26 protein-coding genes and 1 pseudogene are annotated in these 23,783 nt (G+C 31.2%); 12 read left to right on the plus strand and 15 right to left on the minus strand.

Annotation, left to right across the window (positions count from 1 at the left end; genetic code table 11):
• Window positions 1-50 precede the first annotated feature (50 nt).
• From H2O64_RS21665 to H2O64_RS21680, 4 genes are all read left to right on the plus strand, one after another.
• The gene (locus tag H2O64_RS21665; protein WP_187564335.1) at window positions 51-1,637 is read left to right on the plus strand and encodes a patatin-like phospholipase family protein; all 1,587 of its coding nucleotides are present in this window, start codon (window positions 51-53) and stop codon (window positions 1,635-1,637) included.
• 7 nt (window positions 1,638-1,644) lie between these two features.
• A complete protein-coding gene (locus H2O64_RS21670) occupies window positions 1,645-2,562 on the plus strand; it encodes a hypothetical protein (protein ID WP_187564336.1) in 918 nt (305 codons plus the stop codon).
• A gap of 42 nt (window positions 2,563-2,604) precedes the next feature.
• Window positions 2,605-3,519: a hypothetical protein gene (locus H2O64_RS21675; protein ID WP_187564337.1), complete on the plus strand. Its 915-nt coding sequence runs from the start codon at window positions 2,605-2,607 to the stop codon at window positions 3,517-3,519.
• Window positions 3,520-3,758: 239 nt separating this feature from the next.
• Window positions 3,759-4,421: a hypothetical protein gene (locus H2O64_RS21680; RefSeq protein ID WP_187564338.1), complete on the plus strand. Its 663-nt coding sequence runs from the start codon at window positions 3,759-3,761 to the stop codon at window positions 4,419-4,421.
• Between the two features lie 53 nt (window positions 4,422-4,474).
• On the opposite strand, the gene H2O64_RS21685 is transcribed toward H2O64_RS21680, so the two are convergent.
• The 7 genes from H2O64_RS21685 to H2O64_RS21715 form a co-directional block, all read right to left on the minus strand.
• Window positions 4,475-4,984, minus strand: coding sequence for a hypothetical protein (locus H2O64_RS21685; RefSeq protein WP_187564339.1), 510 nt, complete (start codon window positions 4,982-4,984; stop codon window positions 4,475-4,477).
• Between the two features lie 12 nt (window positions 4,985-4,996).
• Entirely contained in the window at window positions 4,997-5,296 is a 300-nt protein-coding gene (locus H2O64_RS21690; RefSeq protein WP_187564340.1) for a DUF2958 domain-containing protein, read from the minus strand.
• A gap of 3 nt (window positions 5,297-5,299) precedes the next feature.
• Window positions 5,300-5,896 carry a hypothetical protein gene (locus H2O64_RS21695; RefSeq protein ID WP_187564341.1) on the minus strand — a complete coding sequence of 199 codons (597 nt, stop codon included), beginning with the start codon at window positions 5,894-5,896 and terminating at the stop codon, window positions 5,300-5,302.
• A 33-nt stretch (window positions 5,897-5,929) separates the two neighbouring features.
• Complete coding sequence (locus H2O64_RS21700; RefSeq protein ID WP_187564342.1) at window positions 5,930-6,715, minus strand: DNA adenine methylase; 786 nt, start codon at window positions 6,713-6,715, stop codon at window positions 5,930-5,932.
• A 37-nt stretch (window positions 6,716-6,752) separates the two neighbouring features.
• Window positions 6,753-7,220: a JAB domain-containing protein gene (locus tag H2O64_RS21705; RefSeq protein WP_187564343.1), complete on the minus strand. Its 468-nt coding sequence runs from the start codon at window positions 7,218-7,220 to the stop codon at window positions 6,753-6,755.
• 49 nt (window positions 7,221-7,269) lie between these two features.
• A complete protein-coding gene (locus H2O64_RS21710) occupies window positions 7,270-8,376 on the minus strand; it encodes a type IV secretory system conjugative DNA transfer family protein (RefSeq protein ID WP_187564344.1) in 1,107 nt (368 codons plus the stop codon).
• 175 nt (window positions 8,377-8,551) lie between these two features.
• A complete protein-coding gene (locus H2O64_RS21715) occupies window positions 8,552-9,532 on the minus strand; it encodes a restriction endonuclease (protein WP_187564345.1) in 981 nt (326 codons plus the stop codon).
• 322 nt (window positions 9,533-9,854) lie between these two features.
• On the opposite strand from H2O64_RS21715, the gene H2O64_RS23995 reads away from it, so the two are divergent.
• Window positions 9,855-10,928: an AAA family ATPase gene (locus H2O64_RS23995; protein ID WP_215907204.1), complete on the plus strand. Its 1,074-nt coding sequence runs from the start codon at window positions 9,855-9,857 to the stop codon at window positions 10,926-10,928.
• Window positions 10,867-12,540, plus strand: coding sequence for an AAA family ATPase (locus tag H2O64_RS24000; protein ID WP_215907205.1), 1,674 nt, complete (start codon window positions 10,867-10,869; stop codon window positions 12,538-12,540). Before H2O64_RS23995 ends, H2O64_RS24000 begins: the two co-directional genes overlap by 62 nt.
• Window positions 12,541-12,640: 100 nt before the next feature.
• Here the strand turns inward: H2O64_RS24000 and H2O64_RS21725 are convergent, their stop codons facing one another.
• Both H2O64_RS21725 and H2O64_RS21730 read right to left on the minus strand, forming a co-directional pair.
• Complete coding sequence (locus H2O64_RS21725) at window positions 12,641-14,392, minus strand: recombinase family protein (RefSeq protein WP_187564346.1); 1,752 nt, start codon at window positions 14,390-14,392, stop codon at window positions 12,641-12,643.
• Between the two features lie 150 nt (window positions 14,393-14,542).
• On the minus strand, window positions 14,543-14,998 hold the full coding sequence (locus tag H2O64_RS21730; protein ID WP_187564347.1) for a hypothetical protein: 456 nt from the start codon (window positions 14,996-14,998) through the stop codon (window positions 14,543-14,545).
• 163 nt (window positions 14,999-15,161) lie between these two features.
• On the opposite strand from H2O64_RS21730, the gene H2O64_RS21735 reads away from it, so the two are divergent.
• The 4 genes from H2O64_RS21735 (at window position 15,162) to H2O64_RS21750 (ending at window position 17,784) form a co-directional block, all read left to right on the plus strand.
• A complete protein-coding gene (locus H2O64_RS21735) occupies window positions 15,162-16,277 on the plus strand; it encodes a GldM family protein (protein WP_187564348.1) in 1,116 nt (371 codons plus the stop codon).
• A gap of 63 nt (window positions 16,278-16,340) precedes the next feature.
• A complete protein-coding gene (locus H2O64_RS21740) occupies window positions 16,341-16,799 on the plus strand; it encodes a replication protein (RefSeq protein WP_187564349.1) in 459 nt (152 codons plus the stop codon).
• Window positions 16,800-16,955: 156 nt separating this feature from the next.
• Window positions 16,956-17,306, plus strand: a complete 351-nt coding sequence (locus H2O64_RS21745) for a helix-turn-helix domain-containing protein (RefSeq protein WP_187564350.1) — start codon at window positions 16,956-16,958, stop codon at window positions 17,304-17,306.
• Window positions 17,299-17,784, plus strand: a complete 486-nt coding sequence (locus tag H2O64_RS21750; RefSeq protein WP_187564351.1) for a hypothetical protein — start codon at window positions 17,299-17,301, stop codon at window positions 17,782-17,784. The genes H2O64_RS21745 and H2O64_RS21750 overlap by 8 nt, the downstream gene beginning before the upstream one ends.
• 32 nt (window positions 17,785-17,816) lie before the next feature.
• Here the strand turns inward: H2O64_RS21750 and H2O64_RS21755 are convergent, their stop codons facing one another.
• Window positions 17,817-18,506, minus strand: coding sequence for a hypothetical protein (locus tag H2O64_RS21755; RefSeq protein ID WP_187564352.1), 690 nt, complete (start codon window positions 18,504-18,506; stop codon window positions 17,817-17,819).
• A gap of 15 nt (window positions 18,507-18,521) precedes the next feature.
• Window positions 18,522-18,668, minus strand: a complete 147-nt coding sequence (locus H2O64_RS21760) for a hypothetical protein (RefSeq protein WP_187564353.1) — start codon at window positions 18,666-18,668, stop codon at window positions 18,522-18,524.
• Window positions 18,669-19,070: 402 nt separating this feature from the next.
• On the opposite strand from H2O64_RS21760, the gene H2O64_RS21765 reads away from it, so the two are divergent.
• A complete protein-coding gene (locus H2O64_RS21765; protein ID WP_187564354.1) occupies window positions 19,071-20,033 on the plus strand; it encodes a hypothetical protein in 963 nt (320 codons plus the stop codon).
• Between the two features lie 631 nt (window positions 20,034-20,664).
• On the opposite strand, the gene H2O64_RS21770 is transcribed toward H2O64_RS21765, so the two are convergent.
• The 4 genes and pseudogenes from H2O64_RS21770 to H2O64_RS21785 form a co-directional block, all read right to left on the minus strand.
• The gene (locus tag H2O64_RS21770) at window positions 20,665-22,182 is read right to left on the minus strand and encodes a DNA/RNA helicase domain-containing protein (protein ID WP_187564355.1); all 1,518 of its coding nucleotides are present in this window, start codon (window positions 22,180-22,182) and stop codon (window positions 20,665-20,667) included.
• Window positions 22,183-22,289: 107 nt separating this feature from the next.
• Window positions 22,290-22,622 carry a single-stranded DNA-binding protein gene (locus H2O64_RS21775; protein ID WP_187564356.1) on the minus strand — a complete coding sequence of 111 codons (333 nt, stop codon included), beginning with the start codon at window positions 22,620-22,622 and terminating at the stop codon, window positions 22,290-22,292.
• Window positions 22,623-22,634: 12 nt separating this feature from the next.
• On the minus strand, window positions 22,635-22,958 hold the full coding sequence (locus tag H2O64_RS24260) for a helix-turn-helix domain-containing protein (protein WP_317173853.1): 324 nt from the start codon (window positions 22,956-22,958) through the stop codon (window positions 22,635-22,637).
• Window positions 22,897-23,067: pseudogene (locus tag H2O64_RS21785) on the minus strand (single-stranded DNA-binding protein); the annotation flags it as partial. The gene H2O64_RS24260 and the pseudogene H2O64_RS21785, both read right to left, overlap by 62 nt.
• A 182-nt stretch (window positions 23,068-23,249) precedes the next feature.
• Here H2O64_RS21785 and H2O64_RS21790 point away from each other — a divergent pair.
• Window positions 23,250-23,783, plus strand: coding sequence for a GNAT family N-acetyltransferase (locus H2O64_RS21790; RefSeq protein WP_187564358.1), 534 nt, complete (start codon window positions 23,250-23,252; stop codon window positions 23,781-23,783).

Here is a 23,783-nt window from a genome sequence, read left to right on the forward strand (position 1 = left end):
ATGGTAACTGTGAGTATTGAAATACTCATAGTTACCTTAAAATATAATAGATGAGTGTAAAAATAAATGATATAAGTTATTTGTCTTTTCAAGGTGGTGGTGGAAAAGGTTTTATTTATATGGGAGTTGTCAAAGCCTTGGAAAAAGCAATCAATGGTAAAGAAGGAGTTCCCATAATATCAATAATCAATCCTGATCTTTCTATTGGTTCCAGTCAAAGACATATCAAAGGAATTAGTGGAGCCTCTGCGGGAGCTATTACTGCATACCTACTATCATTAGGAATGAGTTCCAGTGAAGTTGAAATGGAGATGGAGGTTGATGATCAAACCAAAATGGCATTGGGACCATATGATAAAACCCCAGTTTTAAAACCAGTGAATAGATTTGAAAAGTTTTTTGAAAACGGAAGGTTTGATCAAAAATTGAGAGAGGTTAATGATAATTTTGGAGCTACTCAGCGTATCCATAAAAATAACAGGCTTGGAGGTACAATAAATTATCTTTCGGTTGAAGCTTTGAGATATTTTTTGAATAATGATTTTACTACGCATGATAAAAATAATACATTAATTGAGAAGCTACTTTATACAGATAGAAAAGAATCTACTTCGGTTCCGGTACTCCCTATTCCTCCACCATTTACACCTTTTTATGTGCATCGATCTTATGAAGAAACTAATGCGGGAGCACATTTAGGAAATTTAATATATAATAGGGGATTAATTAATGGGCTTGCCGTACGAGAGTACTTTAAAGATGTAACAAGAAGAAAGATCCATAAAATAATTAATGCGTATTTTAGATACTATAAAGGAGAACAACCAAAACATAATTTTAAAAATGTCATTTACCATTTAGCAGAAAATCCAGAGAAAATGACGTTCAGAGATCATTTTAGACTTACTGGGGTTAATTTAGTTATTACAGGAACTAATTTAACACAGCATCTATCTAAATATTTTTCTGTATATCACACACCTGACTTTCCTGTTATTGAAGCAGTTGCTCTGTCAATGAATTTACCCTTTTTATTTAAACCAGTTTTTGTGACAGCTTCAGTGAATCGAGAAGAAACACAAGCATACAACAACGAATACAAAGGACTTTGGGTAGATGGTGGTATGCTCAATAACTTCCCGTTAAATGCGTTTAATAAATTAAAGACAATGAGTTTAAAGATATTTGATAATGATGTTGTTCTAGATGTAGCAGCAAATTCCTTTAACTCTGATGCTGATTTTAAAAAGAATACCTTAGGGTTTAGATTAGAACCAGAGCCTATTGGCGAAGATATTTTTAATGATAATGAAGCTTTAGCAAAGAAACTCTTTGAAGCAAATAGCGGTCAAGTAGTTTCTGCCTATTTAGGGGATATTTTTAAAACCTTTATGTTTCCAGGTAGTAAAGGACAAATACGAAACAAGGTTGAAGAGGAATATAGTATCACAGTCAATGATGCTGCCTCAGTTGGCACAGGAAGAGAAAAAACATACTATGAATGGCAACTTACGGATTTTGCCTCTCCTAAATTAACTAAATTGCGAAAGCCGAAAGGAGATAAAGAGTATAGGTACAAGGAGCTTTTAATTGAGAAAGCTCATGAGGATGTCTCAAAAATTTTAAAGATAAAATAATTAAAAAATGCGAGTTCAATTATACAAGGTTATGGTTTTGTTAGTATTGGTAATCTCTGCTTCAGTTTCTTTCAACTGTGAGAGCAATGCCAATAAAAAAATGCCAAGTGATGCGATTCCTGTAAACTGTGATGATAAGCTATTTTTAAGCGACACAGTCTATTATACTAAAGCGTATTGCAGAGCTTTAGAAAAAGCTAGAGGAGCCATTGAAGTAAACATATCTCATGATGATAATTATTATATTTCAAGGATTTTTCCTTATAAATATTTTGGAGATTCAGGCAGATATAACGATAACTACACAGAATCCTTGTTTTTTTTAAGGGAGGATAAAGAAACGGGATTACATGATATAAGTGTCTATCAATTTTATGAATCTTTTGGCTTTGAAACTTTTAAAGGAGAAGACCCTAAAATTTTCTTTAGCTTAACTCGTAAATATTTTTATTACGATCCATTTGTAGAAGAATTATTTGATATACAAATGAAAGACAGTATAAATTTTAAATTGTATAAAGATTTAATTTTATGCACCAAAGAAGGGATAAAAAGAAGGTATCCTAATTCTACACTTTTAAAAAAAGATCAACAGACATTAAAAGGTTACAAAGGAAATATTCCACATCAAGAATTTTTACAATACACTGAATATATGCCTAATGATTCGCTAACAAATAATAAAGCAATTGGAGAGCGTTTTATTATTGATTACACATTAACTGACTTTCAACGAAAACAGTATGGAAGAACCTTTGAAGATGGCGTATCGCATTGGGATTATAACAATGTAGAAGATTTTAATGAAAAGCAAATTTCGGTATTTTATTCTGTTGGATTATTCAATAGGGTTGAGTACTATAAAGAGTTTATAAGGCATGACAGTTTAAAAGTTAGAAAGGATAATATCCGAACAAAAAATTGAACAATGAAACAAAAACGAAAATATACACATTTTGATTGAGGAATGGTTATACCAAAGAAAAAAATATTCATAATTATTGGCTTACTATTTGTGGCCTGTAAATCAATTAAAAAGCCATTTATTGCAATAGATCGGTGTAATGATTGCATCTACCTTGAAGACTATCGTAACTATGAGCTTGTTAAAGGATCAAAAGAATTAACTTCAAAAAAAGAAATGTTATTTGAAAATGTGTTCCAATGGAAATTTCCAGAGGGAGAAATTTCTATGTCATCAAACCCTCTAAAGTGTTTTATGAGAAAAGAAGCTGTTAATGATGAACTTAATATTATTGTATGTTATCAAATTCAAAAGGTGAAAGGCGCATATGTTCTGTATAATGACACTTTAGTTGAAGCTGAATACTATAAAATTTTTTTAAAAGAAGGACATTTAGACAAAGAAGGAATTGATTACCCGCAACATGACGGTAAATATTCTAGCCTTAAAAATTATTTTAAAGCCTTAACTGCTCATTTACCAAATTCTTCAAGGTCAACACCAAAGAATATTCAAGATATAACTGATTCGAAAATTAAAAATGATGTCAAATCATATATTGATAGTAAGCAACAGACACTATATACAATGACAGTTAACTCATCTGCCTTTGTAGATTATATGAATACGCCTGAAACACATACTATCGATGATATGGGAATTTATGTTACCTATTTAGCAAAAACCCCACATATAGCTTTTTCAAACATATATGAGTCAACAAAAGAAGCCAAGGATTTTATAGAACATGAGACCTACTCACAAGGCAAACTTAAAAAGGTATACAATTCTCTTGATTCTGTTGAAAAACAAAGATTGAAAATTATACGAAAAAATAGAGACTTGATTCCTTTTACAGAATTAATCGATAGCGTGAATTTGTATAGAAACAAATGGATTAAAGAAAAAAATGAATAATGAAACGTATTAAAAATATACTTTGAAAACAGATACTTTTTATTGAAAAAATGAAGCATTTATTAATAATCATAATTTTATTTAACTGCTATTTATTACACTCGCAAAAGCATGTTGATACAACAAAAGTAAAAAGTGTTCGATACGAGTGGAAAATAAGTCCTATTACCAACAAAACAGTACTAAACACCACATTAACAGAATACAAAAGCGGTTTCTTCAAGGAAGAAACTAATTTTATGACTGACTATTATTCAAAGGACTCACTAAATGAATTTGGCTTTTACAAAGTGTATAAAGAAGATTTTAATAATCCGCTTTTAGAATTAAGTATGGAAAAACTATACGTAAATGCTTTGCTCAATAATTTAGAGAGATTGTATTATGACAAACATGGAAATTTCGATAGTCTCGTTAATACCATTAATAGACCCGTATTCGAAAAAGTGAAAATTGTTAGCAATAATGTATACAAACGAAAAAATAAGCTCAAGTATATAACAACAAATCATTCACGAGATTCAGTCGCATTCAAATATAATTTTTTTGGACAATTAAAAGCTATTGAATTCTATAAAGATTCTAAAGCTCATAAGGTTTTGCGTTACAAAAAAAACCTTCTTGTGAGTGAACAAATTTTTGAGAGTAAAAGATTCAAAAAAACGCTACGCAATAAATACAACAAGAATAGACAATTAATAAGAAAAGATATTGATGACAATTACTTTCATCGATATCTTTATGAAAATGATCTATTGATAAAAAAAGAAAAAGTTAGAAAAAGAGACAATATCATTACAGCATATACCTTATTTACTTATGGAACTAATGGCTTAATTATTAGCAAAAAAGAATATCAAGATGAAGAACTCAAAGAAGAATACATTTATAAGTATGAATAATTACTTCTTTCCGTATTAAAAAAACACCCAAATACATGAGTGTTCTTGTTTAGTTATTTCTTTTCCGTTGATTCTTTTTTAATCACAGCCTTTGAACTTCCATTCAAGCTAATAATATCAGTACGTGACGACTTCGGGTCACTTCCTTTAGTTCGGATTAATCGCTGATTGTTGTAGAGTGGACGACACTTTATATTAAACGCGGTATACTTTACCGCCTTACCTGTATCATCCAAGCTATCAACATACGCTTGATACAACTCATCATTGGTCATTGATTTCTTCTTAGTGTTCATCATGATATCAAATGCGGTCGTTGCAACTGAATTGAGTCCTTGCTTAGATTCTGATAGGTCTAAGTCCAAAGCTTTAATCTTTTCAATTTGTTCTTCACTTGCATACTTAATCATTGCGGTTGCATCTTTGCGATAGCCTTTGATACGATCAGTAATTGCTTGCTTATCTTCCTTTGCTTGATCAATTTTTTCATCTGCTTCTTTGAGCAGTTTTTGATCCTCGGTGATGTTTTGTAATAAAACATCAAAAACATTGTTGTTGTTCATTGGTATTAAATTTTAAGAGTTAATATTCATTAATGTGTTGAATCGTATTTCTTCAAAATGAAGGTCTCGTTCAATCGTTAATCCAAATGGTCGCTTGATGGCTTCCATTTCGGTAATTGAGAAACTTCCCCATTCATCAAAGGCAAGTCCGGTAACATATCCGAAACAAATATTTGTTTCTACATCATATTCAGTAGCATACCAAGTACCTGATCCAGCAGGATCAAAGAATTTGGCAACCACAAGAGGGTTTTCATCTTGTCTGCCCACTTCTTCAAAACGTTGTTTAAGTTCTTTAGTAATGAGTTTCATAACTTAAATAGCTTTATAGAGATATAGCACATGTAAATATTCATCCTGTGAATCACTCTTTGATATCATGGTATTCATCACTTCCGTAGCCTGTTCTTGGGTTTGATAAAAACGTTTTGGTGGTGCATGAACTTCTTGTACTTGGTCTTGACTCACATTGATATCATAGATGCCGTATACTTTGCGTAGCTTCCCTGCTTTAAGTTGAAGTGAACGGAAATTACTTCGATCATATTTATCCCAATCCTTTGGTATTTTGTTACGCAAATAATGGGTATGATGCGACAGTTGTTCAAGCGTATCGTTTACTTCATGAGTACTGTGGGACTCATGTGATATGAGTTGCTGTTCCCATTGATGTAGATAAAAACGTAGAATGCTCATATCATCATCAATAATGTCTAATAACTCATCATGTGTGAGTACATCCAAATCAACTTCTCTTACTTCGTGTTCGCTGAAAATGTGAGTAATAATATCAATGAGTTCTTGCTTGGTAAAGAAGTTGTCAAAGAAAGGATGTATTCCCGTATGGGGTTGATGTCCTTCGCTTAATCGCATGAGAAAATGTCTCACGACTATTTGTGTTGTAATATTCATAAGTATTAAATTTAAAGGTTTGTGTTTGTTATTTTAAATTGAGTAGTTTGCCGTTAGCACCTCTATCTTTCGCTTTCGCTTGGCAACATTCGCTCCGTTACTTGCCACCAATGGCTTGTCTATCGTTTTGGTGTACCAACCATTCTTTTTGATAAACTCATCAAGAATATCTGATGGATATGAACTCAAAAGAAACTTCCCTTTGATATTCGATAGCGTTTCTAAAAGTTTGCGGTAATCAACTTCGGTATATCCATCATAGTGTCCCATATCAGCATTGAAGTATGGCGGATCAACGTAGTGAAAGGCATCGATGTCATCATAGATTTCTATCACCTTACATGCACCATTGTTTTCAATGAGCGTGTTCAACAGTCGTTTTGGAATGTCTTCATCAAATCGAATCTTTTTGTTCTGCACAGTTTTTAATCGTTTCCCATATTTATCAAATCCCCAACTTCCAATCTTGCAAGCAAATCCCATGTTTGTAGCGATGTAAAATGCCCACGCCTGCTGCAATCTGCTAAACAAGTGTGGCATTTTATACATCGTAAGTGCTACTGTGTAGGTTGCGCGGGAGAAGAGTGTTGCTTGAATCTTTGTTTTAAGTTTCTCAAAATCAGTTTTACATACTTCATAGAAGTTGATCACCATGTTATTGGTATCGTTAATGATTTCTGATTCTGAAGGAACTTTTGCAAAGAAGACCGCGCCACCTCCAAAAAAACTTTCGGTATATATTCGGTGCTTAGGTATAAGCGGAAGTATTTTTGAAAGCAAAGTGATCTTGCCTCCGTAGTAAGTTATGGGAGTTTTCATATAATAAAAAAATGGAAATGAGAACGGGTAAGAAGTGTTACATCAAGTTTTCATCAGCTAGCGAAACATAGCTTTCAGAAGTGATAATGAGGTGATCGAGGATTTTGACATCCATGAAGGTTCCTGCATTGATGAGCTTTCGGGTGATAGCTTTGTCAGCACCTGAAACTTTGAGTGTTCCCGAAGGATGATTGTGAGCCACGATAATGGCAACGGCATTGGTTAAGAGCGCTAACTGAAAGACGTGTCTGATATTTACACATACCGATGTCGTACTTCCTTTGGCTATTTCTGATATCCCAACAACACCATTTGCATTGTTGAGATACAATGCCCAAAAACGTTCTTTTAGGTCAAGCTGTTTGAGGTGTACAAATCGTTTTAAAAACGAGTCAGCACTCTTTGAACTTCGGATGTAAAACATCTTGTTAAAGAGTGGTCGCACATAGTCAAGTTCAATTTCGTTGGTACGATTGAGCCACGTACTCGGTAATGTTCTATTCATGTCGTATTGAATTTAAGGTTCGTCTGATACGAGTATGAGCGAAATCAAATTATCGATATAGATAGCCTTTTTTGTAATGAAGATCATTGAGCGTAATAGTCTTTGCGGAGAATGGTTGTGACGATCTGCCATTAATAAGAAGTTTTACGTAAATGTGAAAGTGTTCAAGATTCATAAAGTCAGAAGTTTGAAATATGGGAGTGAATTCTTGTGCCATGTATTTAGCATCCGCTTGCCCTAGTTTAAAGCAGATAATCGTTCCAATGTTTCCTAGTACCGCATTACGAATGTTTGCATCTAATTGATGTAGGTATTGGTGTGCCAACACAAACCCAATTTTAAACTTTCGTAGTTCAGAAAACATATTGGTAAGCGATGCAGTGGTGTAATTTTGAAATTCATCGAGGTAGATAAAAAATGGAATGCGCTCTTGCTCGTCAATGTTGATTCTACTAAACCCTGCTGATGATAGCGAGGTGAGAAGTAATGAACCTAAGAGGTGTGCTCCATCCGTTCCTAAACTTCCTTTAGAGAGGTTTATCAAGAAGATTTGTTTGTTATCCATGATCTGACGTAAAGAAATCTGTTCTTGATTTTTCACTAATATTTTATGCACCATTGGGATGGATAGAAAGCTTCCAACCTTGTTAAGAACAGGAAGAATATCTGTTTTAGAGTACTTAGGAAATTCCATACTCCAAAAACGCTTCACATGAGAACTGACAACGTGTTGCAAACATTGTTTTTGGAAGTGTGAATCAAGGAGTAATTTAGGAATATCATCAAAGCTTGCTTTGGGTTGATCCAAGAGCGTTAACAGTACATTGCGTAGAATGTATTCAAGTTTTAGTCCCCATGATTGCTGTCCCCACATTTTTTGAAAGGTTTCCAAGATACTTGAAGCGATCAAGGCTCGTTTTTCATAGTTGACTCTTTTCAGTGGATTGTATCCTAGATTAATATTTGGATTGGTGGCATCGAGAAGTACCACATCTTGTTTTCTGTGATGAGGAATGATGGTCAATATTTGCTTGAGTAAATCGCCATTGATATCAAACAGACTAAAACCTCTACCATGAAATACATCTTGGTAGAGAAGCGTTTTCATGAGGTTTGTTTTTCCACTTCCTGTCTTTCCTAAGAGATAAGTTCCCATAAGGCGATCGTGTTGATATATACCAAATATGTCGTTTCGATTACGATAATCAACACGAGCGAAATAGCTTATTTTTGGATTTTGAGATGGAAGCATTACCTCACAGTATGACGTATGTGGTATTGGATATATAGATATCCTTTGTTGTAAAATTTTGATAAAACAAAAAAACACCTTAAACCCAAACAATATCAATATTATAATTCTCTATTATAATTTTGTTTAAATTATCTCCATTGATAGTGTGATGCATAATAGTTTTTAATTTGTAGTTCGTTCCAAATAAGACGATGAATCTTCCATTAAATTGATTGTTAGGCTCAAGTTTAAAACCTGTAAGATCTATAATTGGTGTAACAAACTCTCCTTTTTTTATTATCTCATTATTTCCTAAACCATGTTTTTCTATATGTAGAACTTCCTCTTTAACATTTGGTTTTTCCAAATTACTAAATACCATGATTGAATTGACATCATAATCTTTACTTGAAACGCTAATATTAGAGCAAAATTGAATTTTTTCTATATGTATTCCTTTAATAATATTTTTAGGTGGTAATGGATTAGACTCTAATGCAACTTCTTCTCCATCTACTGATGAAAATTTATCTTCTTGTAAAAAGTGCTTGATATTTTTGAATGTTGATTGCAAATATTCATTTTCCTTCATAAATATTCTAATATCTTTTTTGTTGATATTTTTACCTTTTTCTTTTTTAAGAAAAAAAGCAAACTTTATATCTTCATATTTGTATAAACAAATTCTTATTTCGCTTTTATTAGCCCATGATTGAACCTCTTTCTCAGTAATAGAACTTAAGTCTCTTAGAAATACCCCTAAGGCTTCAGCTTGTGCAATTGCAGGTTTAGTAAAACCGCTTGCAGACACACCAATTACCTTATCTGCCCCCAGACTATTTCTTTTTCCATCTAATTGATCAACCCACTCTGAACCTTGTGTCCTATTTCGCATTCTGCATTCTATTACAGTTAAACTGTTTCCTTTCCTAACAGTTATATCTACCTGTCTAGTTGTACCCTTGTAATGTGGATTTGGAACCTCTTCATCCCAAGTCACAATTGATTCTTTATCCGATTCTAAAATTGAGTAAATTCTAGCTACCTGCTTTTCAAATTCATCTGATTTTTTAGTCATAGTAGTATTATAATAACATTTACTAAAATAATTATTTCTCTAACAATTAATTATACGAACAAATTCCGTAAAGACAAGTTCTTCTTATTTGAAAACCGTTACACAATTATAAATTACTCAAAAAAATAAAACTAATGATAAAAAATATCAGAGACTGGTACAAAATTTATATTTCAGTTTTTCTTTCATAATAATGATTAATAAAATTACTTTTACTTGACTAAATTCTTTCTTATTTTAACATAATACATTAATAATAGTAAAAAATAAAAAATACTATGTTTATATTAGGAGACTGAAACTAAAATGTTAGAATTATCATATGAACGAAAATTATTTTGACCATTTTGAAAATGGAGGTATTTTTTATCGAGCAGATCTTCACATTCATTCACATGGTTTTGAAGACGGCTCTTTTGATGTAAAAGATCCCAATATGACACCTGAAAACATTGTAGATAAAGCAATTGATTCTGGTCTGTCAATAATTAGTATTACTGATCATAATGAAATTAACAATTCTAAAAAAGCAATTGATTATTCAAAAGGTAAAAATATTTTAGTTATTCCTGGTATTGAAATATCAACGACACAAGGACATTTACTGTGCTATTTCCCTGCTTTCAAGGATTTAAGAAACTTTTATGGAAAATTAGGAATAGCTGAAAATAAAGAAACTTGTAATCAAGGAATAGTCGAATGTTTAACGCTTTCTAAGTCTTATAATGGGATAGGTATTTTAGCGCACATAGAATTAGAATCATCTGGTTTTGAAAAAGCTATTGGCAAATTTGGACCAATAATGGATAATATTTTGAACCATGATAATTTATATGGACTTGAAATTGTAAAAATTGAAAACGAAATATTATATACAGATAATGATGATAATTCAGATCGAAAAAATTTAATCTCGAAGAGAAGAAAGTCTTTAGATTTAGATAAAAATTCTGATCTAGCAAAATTAATGTCTTCAGATGCTCACTCTCTTGAAAAGCTTGGAACTAATGCTGATGGTGAAAAACGTTTGACCCGCATCAAAATGGATACTCTCACTTTTGAGGGTTTTAAGAATGCTCTAAGTCTCCCAGCCTCTCGCATACGTTTAGAAAAAATTATACCAGAATCCGTCCCTCATTTTGTAGGCATTCAATTAGATGATGGCTTGCTCAAAGACCAAGAAATTAAGTTTAGTAGAAATCTAACATGTATAATAGGTGGTAGAGGAACAGGTAAATCAACCTTGTTAAATTCAATTCAAGAGGCGTCAGGAAACCCATCTAAAGCAGGGGTAGTTGATAGTGATGTTTGGTCCCAAACAATTAATTTAGTTTATGAAGATGAAACTAAAAAGAGAACTAGGTTTGTTCGAGAGAAAAAATGCGCAATCATTTAATATCACTGATGGTGAAGATGGAATTTCAAGTATACCGATCGAAGTATGGGGCCAGGGTGCCGTGTCAGACACAATACAGCATAGCGATGAAAACCCTGAAATTCTATTAGAGATTTTAGATGATTTTATTGATCTAGAATTTCTAAAAAACGAGGAAGAGAGAATTCGAATTGAACTTATATCTAATAAAAGCAAGGTTGACGAATTAGAGATTAAAGTTAAACAAATACCTTCCTACGAAAAAATAATTAAAGATAGAGAAGGAAAAATTAAAAGGTTAAAAAAAGATAAGGTTGGAGACTTAGTAAAATATCACGATGCATTAAATAAGGAAAAAGAATTCAGAGAAAGCTTGATTGAAGATATTAAAAATTTAAAGGATACTTATAAAGATATATTACAAGATACCGATGTGTTTGATGCTGTAATAGCATTAGACGATAAAAATATTGAAATTGGAAAAGATGAGTTCACAGAAGTCAAAGATTTAGTCAGTCAAATTGCCATATTCGTGAATGAAAAGTCAAATGAGCTAAACACAGAACTTGAAGAAAAATTAGATAAATTAAGGGTGCAAATTAGATCCTGGAAAAGCAAAGAGCTTAAAATACAACAAGAAATTGACAAGAAAAAAATTGAATTAAAATCTAAAGGCATACCTTTCGATATAGGTGAAATTAATCAACTATCTCGTGACCTTATTGAATATCAAAAAGAACTTAGTCGCATCCAGAAAGATGAAAAACGCTTGAAAGAAATAAACAAAAGTCATAAACAGCTTATAAAAGAAAGATTTGAATCTAAATCAAAAATTTATTTATTAAGAAAGAATTTAGCATCTGAGCTTAACAAAAATTTAAAAGACACCGTAGAAGGTTTTGAGGTTCATGTTAGTTTCAAAGAAGGTAAATTAAGTCCAAAATTCACAAGTCATCTCAAAAATACTATGGATTATAGAACTGTTAATGTTGGCAAGGCTGACATTATAAGTGAACTGTATAATCCTCAAGAATTTATTGAAGCTCTTCTAAAAAAGAAAATGGACCGATTAGAGAGGTATGAAACTCAAGGAAGAAAAATTTTCTCAAAATTAGATATTAAAGAACTTATAGATAGTTACCTCGTCAATAATAAATTTAAAGAATTAGAAACAATATTATATGAAGATAAACCATCAATAAAAGTCATAAAAAGAATTAAAGGTAGTGATGGTAAAACAAACATTATTCGTAAATCTCTAGCTAAATTATCTCTAGGTCAACAGCAATCTATTCTCTTGGCGATACTATTGCATTCAAAAAATAAGTATCCATTGCTCATTGACCAGCCTGAAGATAATTTAGACAGTGAATTTATATATAAAACAATTGTTTCAAATCTTAAAAAAATAAAGGAAAAACGTCAGGTGATAATTGTTACTCACAATGCCAACATAGCTGTTTTAGCGGATGCCGAACTAATTATCCCACTGAAAAGCACAAGTGAAAGATCTATAGTGGTAGATAGAGGCTCTATTGATAAAAAATCTATTAGAGAACAATCTTGTTCAATTCTTGAGGGAGGAGAAAGAGCGTTCAAAAAACGAAGAGATCTCTACAATCTCAATAAATAGTTTCATACTATTTTTTCAAGTTCAAAATAAATTAACCCTAGTAATATCTACAAGAAGGCTTAACATATTTAAAAAGATATGATAGCCAAAATAGTAACCCCTACAAAATAGGTTTTCTTTTACAGGTGATTTTTCGAACTTTTAACAACACACCCAGCAAAGTTGGACACCTGATGTCCAAAACACTATTTAAGCCTTTAAATACAACGTTATTTTTAGGTTCGAACATTGGATATTCTTGCAAAAGCATATTTCGTCCTTCTAAGAATATTTTGAGCCAATTCTCCTTTAAAATAAGGAGATTTTGCTCGTCCCACACTAGGTTCGGACTTATTAATTCTAATGCCTTTCTTTTCTCAGAATAGCTACCCTTTTTGATAATTTCATCAAAACGAAAGAGTGTATCCAAAAGTTCTTCTATCTGCTCATACCAGTTTTCGGTGTACTCACAGCTTGCTTTTTTGTTTGAAATTTGTTGTTCTAATTTTTTCAGATCATCTTGAAATTCTTCTCTGGTGATCACCTCATCAACAAATAATTCTCGCAGACGTGCTTTTTTGTCTTCCAAAGTATTTAATGCTCTACGCTGAATCTTCGCTAACTTCTTGTCTTCTTCAATTTCTTGATCGTGCAATTCTTTAAGATGAAGCTTTGCCCACATATAGAACGTTTCTGATATTTTTAATTCTTCTTCAAATAAATTAATGAGAACGTTATTGATTTTCTGTTCTTCAATACTGCGTGCAGAAAGCCCTCTAGTACGTTTTCGTTTGATGTTGTAATAATAAGTATAGGAAAGGTATTTAGGATTCTTCATGTCAGCAATCTTGATACAACAGTTTGGACAGACCTCTTTACTTCGATAGGCAAATTTATTTAGGCAATCGCAAATTACTTGCAGTTTCACATCTGCTCCCATGTAGTTTCCTTCCTTCCCGTGGATGAATCCCGAATATGGCGTGAGGTGATTTTGCATATTAGGATGATTTCTTTCCCCTAGAATATTTAATGTTTTAAAGTGTTCATCTTCCGTTAGAATTCTTGGTATTTGCTTATCAAGTTGCCGAAAGGTTCTCGCTTGTCCGTATTCATCTTTTGAATAAAAGAATCCTGCGTATATAGAATTTTTCAAGATATGTTCAACCACAGAACGTCCAACTAATATTCCACCTTGTCGTTTAGTTTTAGGCGTTGTGAGTTCAAGTACTGTTCGCGCGTAATCAGTTATGGTACTCAGTGAGTCGTTTCCTTTTAAAAATCTTGTGAATAGCAGTTTTAATTTATCAAATCGTTTCTTGTCTACGATCCAATCACGATCACCTTTCTCTTTCGTCTTATCATTCAAAAATCCAATGGGTGCTTTTCCGTTTGGTAATCCTTTTTTATACCGCTTTTTGAGTCCACTCTTTACAAAGACACTTTTATCATCGCTGTCTTTTTTCGACATTGTAAATTCAATTTGAAGCATCATTTTGTCAGTAGGCGTATTGAAGTAGATACGTGAAGGTGTTCGTATATGATGTAGTTTTCCTCGATCAAGAAGATCAACAATTACTCCGGCATCAATAGCATTTCTTGAAAGTCGATTAGCGTGCCAACATAACCACGCATTTACTTTTTCTTTTTCAGTAAGAGAGACCAATGAATTGAATCCATCTCTACCCACAGAAAAAGCTGATTGAGATTCTTCAATAGGTGTATCATAAAAGATCAATTGCTCTTTGTTTTGCAATTCTAAAAAGTCGTCTATCTGCCGATCAATAGACTGTACTTGTTTATCTTCCGACTCTGATGATTTACGAGCATATACGCCGTAAGTAAAATTTTTGGTTTCAATTGGATTCATATTCATAATAAAAAAGGGATAACAACTACATTCTCTTTTTTTGCTAAATCCAAGAGTGTTGTTACCCCTTTTTTACACACAAGTAATACAACTTCCGTGTTTAAAAAGTATCGAATGTATCGAGGATTTAGCATCTAAAGTATAGCGTAAGAGAAACTATTGGTCTAGATTAACCTGTCTCTTCTTTTCTCGAATTTGTATTTTTAATTGAATTGAGGTAAGCGTTAACATCATACAACCAATATGATTAATTTCAGCCTCACTCAACTTTCCAAGTGCTTCCTTCCCAATGTCCTGTTCTAAAACAACTTTTAGTTCTGACATTGCCTTTTTGGATAATTGTATTGGTGGTGTTGGTAGCTCATTCATGATGTTATCGTAATAGAAAAAGAATCTTAGATATAGATAACCTTTTTTGTAATTGAAATAAAAAACTACAATTCGTAAACTTTTAATTACATTTTGTATATTAATTTCTGAAAGCAAACTTAAAATCAATACTTTTATTTTGAAACATAAAAAAATAGCTATTGCGTTATCAATAATATTTCTAACATTAGCAACAGTATTCTTACTACGAGAATATATCAGCCTTAGCTCTCCATATATCATATTCATTATAGTTCAAATAATCTTATTAATAATTTATATAATTCCCTATGACAAAATTACCTTGCTATCTAAAAATAAACACAAGAAGATAGAAAAATGGGTATTAAGCTCAATAATTGGCGTGATCGTGTTAAGTTGGGTTGGTACATTTACATACAATCAAATGTTTCCAAGTTCAGATAATGAAATAATTGAAAAATTAGAAACACAAAAAGAATACCTCGAAGAATTAACTATAAATAGTAAGGATATATTAAATCGTATAGATAGCATTTCAAAATCTCAAAATATAGAAATTGAACTACTCAAAAAAGAAAACAAAGCTTTACTTGAGAAATTAAATAGATTGTCAATCTCAAATACTTACCCAATTTTTCAAGAGAGAATAGAAGTCCTCTTTAAGCAATACAGATATACGGATGCTCGAAAATTACTTGAAAATTTTATAAATGAAAATCAATTTCAAGATAGTGAAAACTTATCGAAGCTGCATTATCAAATTTCATTGACTTATTTTGCTGAAAGAAGGTTTAATGAATCAAAAAAATCAATTCAAAATGCTTTATCACATAACAATGTAAACTATGAAATTTTAAAACAATATGATCTTATTCTTGAAAAAATAGCTATTGATTTAAATAATAGGTCTAATCTAAATAAGAAATTAAAAGATGGTAACATTAAAAATATAATATCTAATGAATTAGACCTAGAAGAAATCATTGTTTCAGCAGACAAAATGAATATCCTTTATCGTGGTATTGATAACCCAATATCTATATCACTACATGGATTTGAAAAATATGATTTGGAACTAAAAGGAAAAGGTGTATACAAAAAATCTAAAGGTAAATATACGATAAGACCTCATTCCAGTCTTAAAGATAAAATGCAAGTTATTATTACGGGGAAAAAGAATGGTAAACAAATTACTAGTGTTAGAGAATTTAGAGTGTTAGACATACCGAAACCTAAAGCTCTAATAGAAGGTAATATAAATTCTAAGATATCTAAAAGTCGGTTATTAAACCCTAAGGTTTCTATAGAACTACCTTACTTTCACCTTGATTTAAATCTATATGTTTCATCTTTTAAAATACAGACACCTAATGGTCTAGTTAATGTCAGAGATTCAAAAGTTGAACAAAGTCACAAACGTAAAATACAAGCTTTAAAAAAAGGGGATCTTATTCAAATCATAGATATAAAAGCAGGAATTATAAATAGTAATCTAATATTAAAGAATGTTGATCCTATCATTCTTAGAATTTCTAGTTAGCTAAACATAAGTTACAAATAAGCATATCTATACCACTTCCCTGTTCCTTCCTATGATACATATATGAGTTATATATATCGTACGAACGTTCCTAACAATGTCTTTGATATCTATCTCAAAGATTTAGGATATGCAGAACTAAAGGTGCTTTTAGTCGTGATTCGTCAAACCTATGGTTGGAAAGATACCAGAACAAATAGTTACAAACGTTGGGATTGGATCTCTCAACAGTTTTTTGTTAAAAAAACAGGACTTTCACAACGTGCTGTTTCCACTGCCATAGCCAAACTGATTAACAAGCAATTAGTTCTGGTTAAAAATGGAAATGGTAAGATGCTGTTAGAAGCTTCAGAACGACAACGAGAAGCAAAACTCTACTTCTCTTGCATTCTCGAACCTCAAAGCTGTGAAGCTAAGCACACAAAGTCTGTGAAGAAACTTCACACTACAATAATTAAACATACAAAGATGTACAGTGAAGAAAGTTCACAAGGTTTGAAGCGGATACAATTCCCGAAATAATGTGTAACCATCTATACACACTTCTTCCACACAATTTCGCGTGACCGCGATTTTTTTTGTAAATATTACAAATAGGTCTATCTATATTGAAACCTCATAACTTTTTAAAATAGGTGAAGCGTTGGATATTAGTTAACCCCATCGCTTTTCATTTATATGACAAACGCACTTCATTTATTAAAAAGCTATCGAGAACGAACCGGCATTTCACTCCAAGATATGGCAAGCATGATTGGTGTAGATATTGGAAACCTTTCAAAAGTTGAACATGGAAAGTTACAGGCAAGTATGACTGTAGTTCTCTCATACCATATTATTCTCAACATACCGATTGAGAAACTCTTTAAGAATCACTATCCGAGCATTATCAAAGAATGTTTAAGAGGTGGATTATCAGTTCGTGAAAAACTTATGGAGAATATGAAAACACCCAACATAGATCATCGACTACAACTCCTTGATACTATTATTGACCGACTTGTTGAACTAGATAACAATCATGAATAGTCAGTTAATTGTCACGCTCTATCCCAATGCCTTTGGTATGGGATATGTTATATGCGAAACACCCAAGGAACTTATCAATTATGGCGTGGCACGTATTCGTCCACTTACGAAAGATAAGTACATCAAACGATTATATTCGTTTATTAAACAGTACCGACCAACGCTGATCATTCTGCGTGATTATGATGATACGGATAACAAGATCAGCAAACGAGTTATTACTACGATTGATGCTTTCAAAGAAGAAGCTACTAAACTTGATATTCCAGTGTATAGCTATTCACGAAATCAAATCAAGGAAACCTTTAAGCAATTTGGGAATAGTTCAAAGTATGGGATTTCAAAGACGATTGTGTCGTGGTATCCCGAACTGAAACGTCGTATGCCTGACCTACGAAAGAATACCAAAGCAGAGCATTATCAGATGGGCGTATTTGATGCTTTTGCACTGATGCTGACGCATCATTATTTGGATTAGTGAAAAAGACACCTTTTGGTGTTTTTTCAAAACTAAGATATCATGTTTTGTTGTAAAATATCCTTTATGAAATACCAAATAAGTAAACCAAGAAAAAAAGTCAGATAATCATTATTGAAATGCTCCTTGTAAAATGAATCAATATTTTCTTCGGCACCGCTGAAAAAGTGCTTTGCAATTTGTTTCACATTTTTTGGAGCAATCTTATTTTGAGACTTATATTTATGGTATGACATAACTTCATTGGTCATATTAATCTCTAATTCTTCATAATTGCCATTAGTAAAAAGCTTAGAAAGTTCATTCTTTGTAAAAGCTTTCATTCTTCCCCATTTTTCATCACCTTGCCAGTATTCTAATATTGAATAGACTTCTGGAAAAGTAAATATCTTACGTCTTATTAAACCTTTATCTTGTAGACATTTTCTAAAATATTTATTGAATGTCCCCTTGGAAAGTCCTGTAATTCCACGAATTTCAGCTTTCTTTACTATCTTTCGATTTTGTGTTAAATCAAAAATGTGGTTTAACAACGACTCTTTAGTAAAAGAGTTACTATTATTAATTCTTAAATTTATTTTACCAACACCAAACAAAAAATAAATAGCTCTTCTCTCTGATGTTTTAAATCTTGACCAAAAAATCAAACGTAAAATAAAAGCAAGATGAACATCGTGCTTTCTATTGTAATGTGGACTAAAAATATTTGCTACTTCATTCATAATGGCTTTTCCTTTTTAAGTACTTTTAGCAGTGCGCTTCCAATCTTTTGGCCGTTTTTTTCTTCCTCGACATTTCCAAAAAGCTTCATTATTTGGGTTTAATTGTATTGAACGGTTTCTTAATTCTTCTTCAGTATACTTCTGTTTTTCATTTAAACTCATAACTTTAGTTTTAATGGTTAATAAATCATTTAAGACTAAATTATTAAGTATTTGACACCTGAAGAAAGAAACTTTAGTCGATAGGAAATTTCAACTACTCCATGTTGAATAAGTAGTTATAAATGGGTATTTGTTACGAATTAATATTTTTTTATCTAGAGTTACGGAAAACCTCAATTAGAACTGATTTATATTAATTTACTTTGATTGAAAGTTAACATGACTAATATGACACCTGTCTTTGCAGTATTTAGTTTACAAAAAAAATAATTATCCCATCTTAAAGACTATATTTGGCTTAAGTAAATTTCCGTCAAATCATAAGATTTTTTGTTTTTAATTGTAATCTAAAAATTACTTATCTAAATTAGTCCTAATATTTAAGAACAAATTTATTTGATTATGGAAAAAAGAAAGTTAGAAATTCACACGTTTTATTTACATGAAAATCGCAAACCTTCACAAATAATAGATTATTCAGATGTTTATGGACGAGATTTATTTGATGTTTTCAAAACTGACTTTTTGCCTTTCGTAGACGGATTAGCTCCATCACAGGTAAATGGTAAGACAACCAAAATTGAAGTAAATAATGAAAGTAAAAAAAGTCTATTTAAGACCAAGTCTAGTCTTCGATATGTATCAGGTAAAATTAAAATAGGTGAAGACCAAAATAAAGAACAAGACGTAGTTACAGCAGACAAAAATAAAGATCGATTGTTCACTATTGAAAAAGGGCAATCAGTTGAGAGACCATTTTTCTTCTTTATTTCTCTTCCTGAAAAGTCAAACAAGGGCTTTATTGTTTTAGAACGAGAAGGAAGACATGCGATGAAAGGAGATTTTTCTAAAATTTTTAGAAAATTTATAAATGATAAGTTTTCTGAATTAGATGTGAAAATTAATGGTTTTGTTGAAAGTGAACTAATCAAAGAATTTTTAATAAATGGTGATTATGAAAGGATTATTTTAAGTAGAAAGTATCTTCCTGCTGATAAGAGTGAACGCTACTTAGGAACCTATCATGATGGAGGAGCATATCAAATTCAATTAAACATTATTCCTCAAGCAAAAACAGTAATTCCAATCCTTACAAAGAAAAAGATTGTAAGACATCTTGAACATTATGACGGTTTTTTTGAGGATGAAGATTTAAAAAACCTAGGTTTTGATGAGAATGCAAACATTAAAGTAGTAACAACCTATAATGGAAATAAAAGAACTATAGATCTTGAAGATACTTTAAAAACTAGACCTTACTATTTAATAGATGTAAAAATTGACGCTAAAGGATTTTCTGACTATAAGTCAATAAATAAAGAAACCATAACCTTGCTAAAATCTTTTAATTTAGGAATTATATAAGCTTTGTATTCTAAACTGGACATAAAAAACATATTCAAGCAGCACAAAAAAACATTTTTGGGTAATGATAACAAAATGCTTTTTAATGAGAAAATTGCATTTGTGTACTTACCGATCATTTTGTCTCTTTTCATTTCATACTGCAATATTTTAAACAATAATATTCAGAATATTCTTAGTATTTGTTTATCAATATTAATAGGTCTTTTATTAAATTTATTAATACTAATAATCTCAAATTTAGCAACAAAAGGACTTAGTTTAAGTAATCAAAAAAGAAGAGTTGAACTAATTGAAGAGACATTTTTCAATATTGCCTTTTCAATTGTTCTATGCATTTTGGGATTAATAAATTTAATTTTGATAAATATTTTTGTAATTGATAATTCCATAATTTTCAAATATCATTACTACTCCATAAATTTAGATTTAAATATAATAATTCAATTCATATTATCTTCAATACTGTACTTTTTATCTTTTCAAATCTTTTTGACTTTATTTATAATTCTTAAAAGAATTGTTAAAATATTTCAAGTTGATATAGATTTAGAATCGAAAAAAATCAAGAAAAAAGAAAAGAAAGAAATAAAATCATAAATATTATTATAAAGTAATACAGAATCATTGGTTACGGCTTATTTTTTAATTCTGTTCTCATAGACGTTCCCAAAATTGAAAGACAGCGATTCATCATACTTGGGTTGTTTACAATTATAATATTAAGTCGTTTTCTAGCTCTACTTAAAATTTGATACAGCATTTTTGGTGAATGATAATATGTACTTATACCTCTCGTTGTTAGAAAACCATCTGTATTATAATAAAAAGATGAATCAATAAGAGCTACTACATCATCAAACTCCTGTCCAATAATATCGTGTGTCTTATCTTCATTTGGTATTTGATTATCATCATGATGATCGCGATTGTATAATGATGGTGTATAGTTAATAATCTTCCATCCATTTCTAGATAAGAACTCCATATAAACTTTGGAAGTATCAAGATTTTTAAAATACTTAATAATAATATTATCAGTACTTAACTTTTCAAATTTTTTATTAATATCAAATAGTACTCTTATGAATTGAGCAACCTCTTTATTAGTTCGTATTTTTGATTTTAGTTGAAATTTGTAATGATTTACATCTGATATTCCTTCTATTTTTTGTGGAATATTTCTGTTAATCTCATCCCTATGTAGGCACTGTTCTCCATCGTGTGAAAAGATATAACTTTTATTTATTGATCGTTTTAGCTTATCTAAAATATAATCAAAGCTTGATCCTCTTATTCTTTGTACTTCATCGACCACAACAAGATCGTATTGATTGATGTCTATGTTTGAAACAACCTTTATTGCTACAATTGACCAATTGATTGAATGGTTTAATTCAAAATGCCCTCTATTTAATTTACCACAGTGAATAATTAAGACTGTTTTTCCATTTTTCGCAAACTCTTTTGCAATATCATAAACTAATAAAGACTTACCTGTACCAGGTTTTCCAGATATAGAAATAAGTGAGACTTCATTATTGTCAACCTTTGTAATCACTTCTCGTTTAATCTGATTTTGTCTATTTGTTAGAAAATATTCATTTGAAATAAACTTTCCTGTAGAATTAAAAGGAGAAACTAAATAGTCTGTAGGGTTAAAAAAATCATTAATGTCATTTATATCCAATAAATCTTGCTTAATCAAAAAATTAGCAAGTTTTTTGAAATCTACTTCAATTAAGTTATCAGCTTCATCTAAACAAAATAGGCTATCTCTATCCAACACATAAGAGAAAAAGTAAGCGTCCTTATTTATAAAACTTAAATAATATTTATTCTTTAAAAGTTGTTCATGAACTTTTTCATCAGAGCTTTCACTCTTAAGTTCAATATTAACAAGGGTATTTTGTCCAAATCTTAATAGATCGAATTCTTTGCCAATTTGTGGGATTGTATAACCTATAAAATAATTATCAAAAATATCAATATTAGCGCATTCTTGCTGAATCTTATTTACTAAAGTTTGCAAACAAGAATATTCCAAGTTATCAAAATTTAAACCTAAAAAGGTAAAATATTGATTTCGAATATCTTCCTCAAGGTGCTGAAAACTATCAATTAATGATAATAAATTTACTTTTTTCATACATGTAAGATCTTTAATCGAATTTACATTTAAAAAGCCATTAATTCAATTAAAAATCTTACAAATAAAAGCGCATCTATACAGTGACTAAACTATTTTTTCTTCCCTTAGTTCCTTAACATCAAAATCTCATTTACCAAAATTTCCGTTACATATTTTTTCTCGCCATTTTCAGTCTCATAAGATCGGTTTGTAAGCTTTCCTTCTATCGCAATTTCTTTTCCTTTTAGTAAATACTTCTCTACAATTTCGGCCGTTTTATTCCAGGCGATTAGGGAATGCCAGTAGGTGTTTTCAATCTTATCTCCCTGCGCATTCTTGTAAGTTTCGTTCGTTGCAATGGAGAATTTTGCGATTTTCTTTCCATCTTCTAAGTTGATGATTTCTGGATCGTTTCCTAAATTTCCGATTAACTGTACTCTGTTTCTTAAACTGTTCATAATTTCTATTTTTTAAATTGTTATTGTTTCTGTTCTTGGATCAAATCCAAAGAAATCTATGATTTTTTGTTTGTTTATATAATTTGGCTGTGTAAGTCCTCGCTCCCATTTATCTATCGTTGACTTATACACTACAAGCTCCATAGCAAGTTCTACCATCGTGTAGCCGATATCCATACGTGCTTGCTTTAAATAGTCACCATAAGTCAAAGGAATCAATGGGTAGCCTTTTTTAGGCGGCGCTTTGGCTGTTAATTCGAGGGTACAAATGGTCAACGCAGTTGTGCCATTGTGCACGCTCAACTTTGTTTCCATCTTTGTCTTTGTAACTATCATCGGTAGCTAAAGAGAATTTTGCCATTTTGTTACCGTCTTCAAAACTGATAATTTCTGGATCTTGTCCTAATCTTCCAATCAACTGTACTTTGTTTCTAAGTGTATTCATAATTTCTATTTTTAAAAGTTTAAATTTTTTTTGATGTCAAATCGTTATTGTAATTCAACAGTGCAAATATGAAACGACTTCCAAATTTTATTCGGTTACGAAGTGCTTACTTTCGTTTACAAATATTTGTAGTCGTTTGTAAATGGATAATTTTTATGTATATTGGCAGCTAGAAATCACTCATGAAAATACATTTAGAAACCGACAGACTTCGCATCCGAGCTCTTTCAGAACAAGACCTAGACGGAATGTTTGCGCTTGATTCAAATCCGGAAGTACACAAATATTTAGGCAATAAACCAATCACAAAAAAAGAAGAAGCACTAAAATATATTAAAGACATAAAAAAACAATATGAGGAACGTGGAATTGGACGCTGGGCAGTTGAAATTAAAGAAACTGGCGAGTTCATAGGTTGGTGTGGATTGCGATTGTACACAGATTACACATTCAATAATTTCACAAATTTCTATGATATTGGGTATCGATTGCGTCCTGAATTCTGGGGAAAAGGATACGCCACAGAAGCTTCCAAAGCCTGTTTGGAATACGCGTGGAAGGTATTGAAATTAGAGAAAGTATATGGAATTACTGAAAAAGGTAATGAAGCTTCACATAACGTCTTATTGAAAATTGGACTCGACTATTTGGAAGATTTCTATTATGAACCCGAAAACATGATGCTTCGTTGGTATAACATCGCAAAACCGAATTAA

Origin of the sequence: Kordia aestuariivivens, from assembly GCF_014397005.1 — a bacterium.
Classification (GTDB): domain Bacteria; phylum Bacteroidota; class Bacteroidia; order Flavobacteriales; family Flavobacteriaceae; genus Kordia; species Kordia aestuariivivens.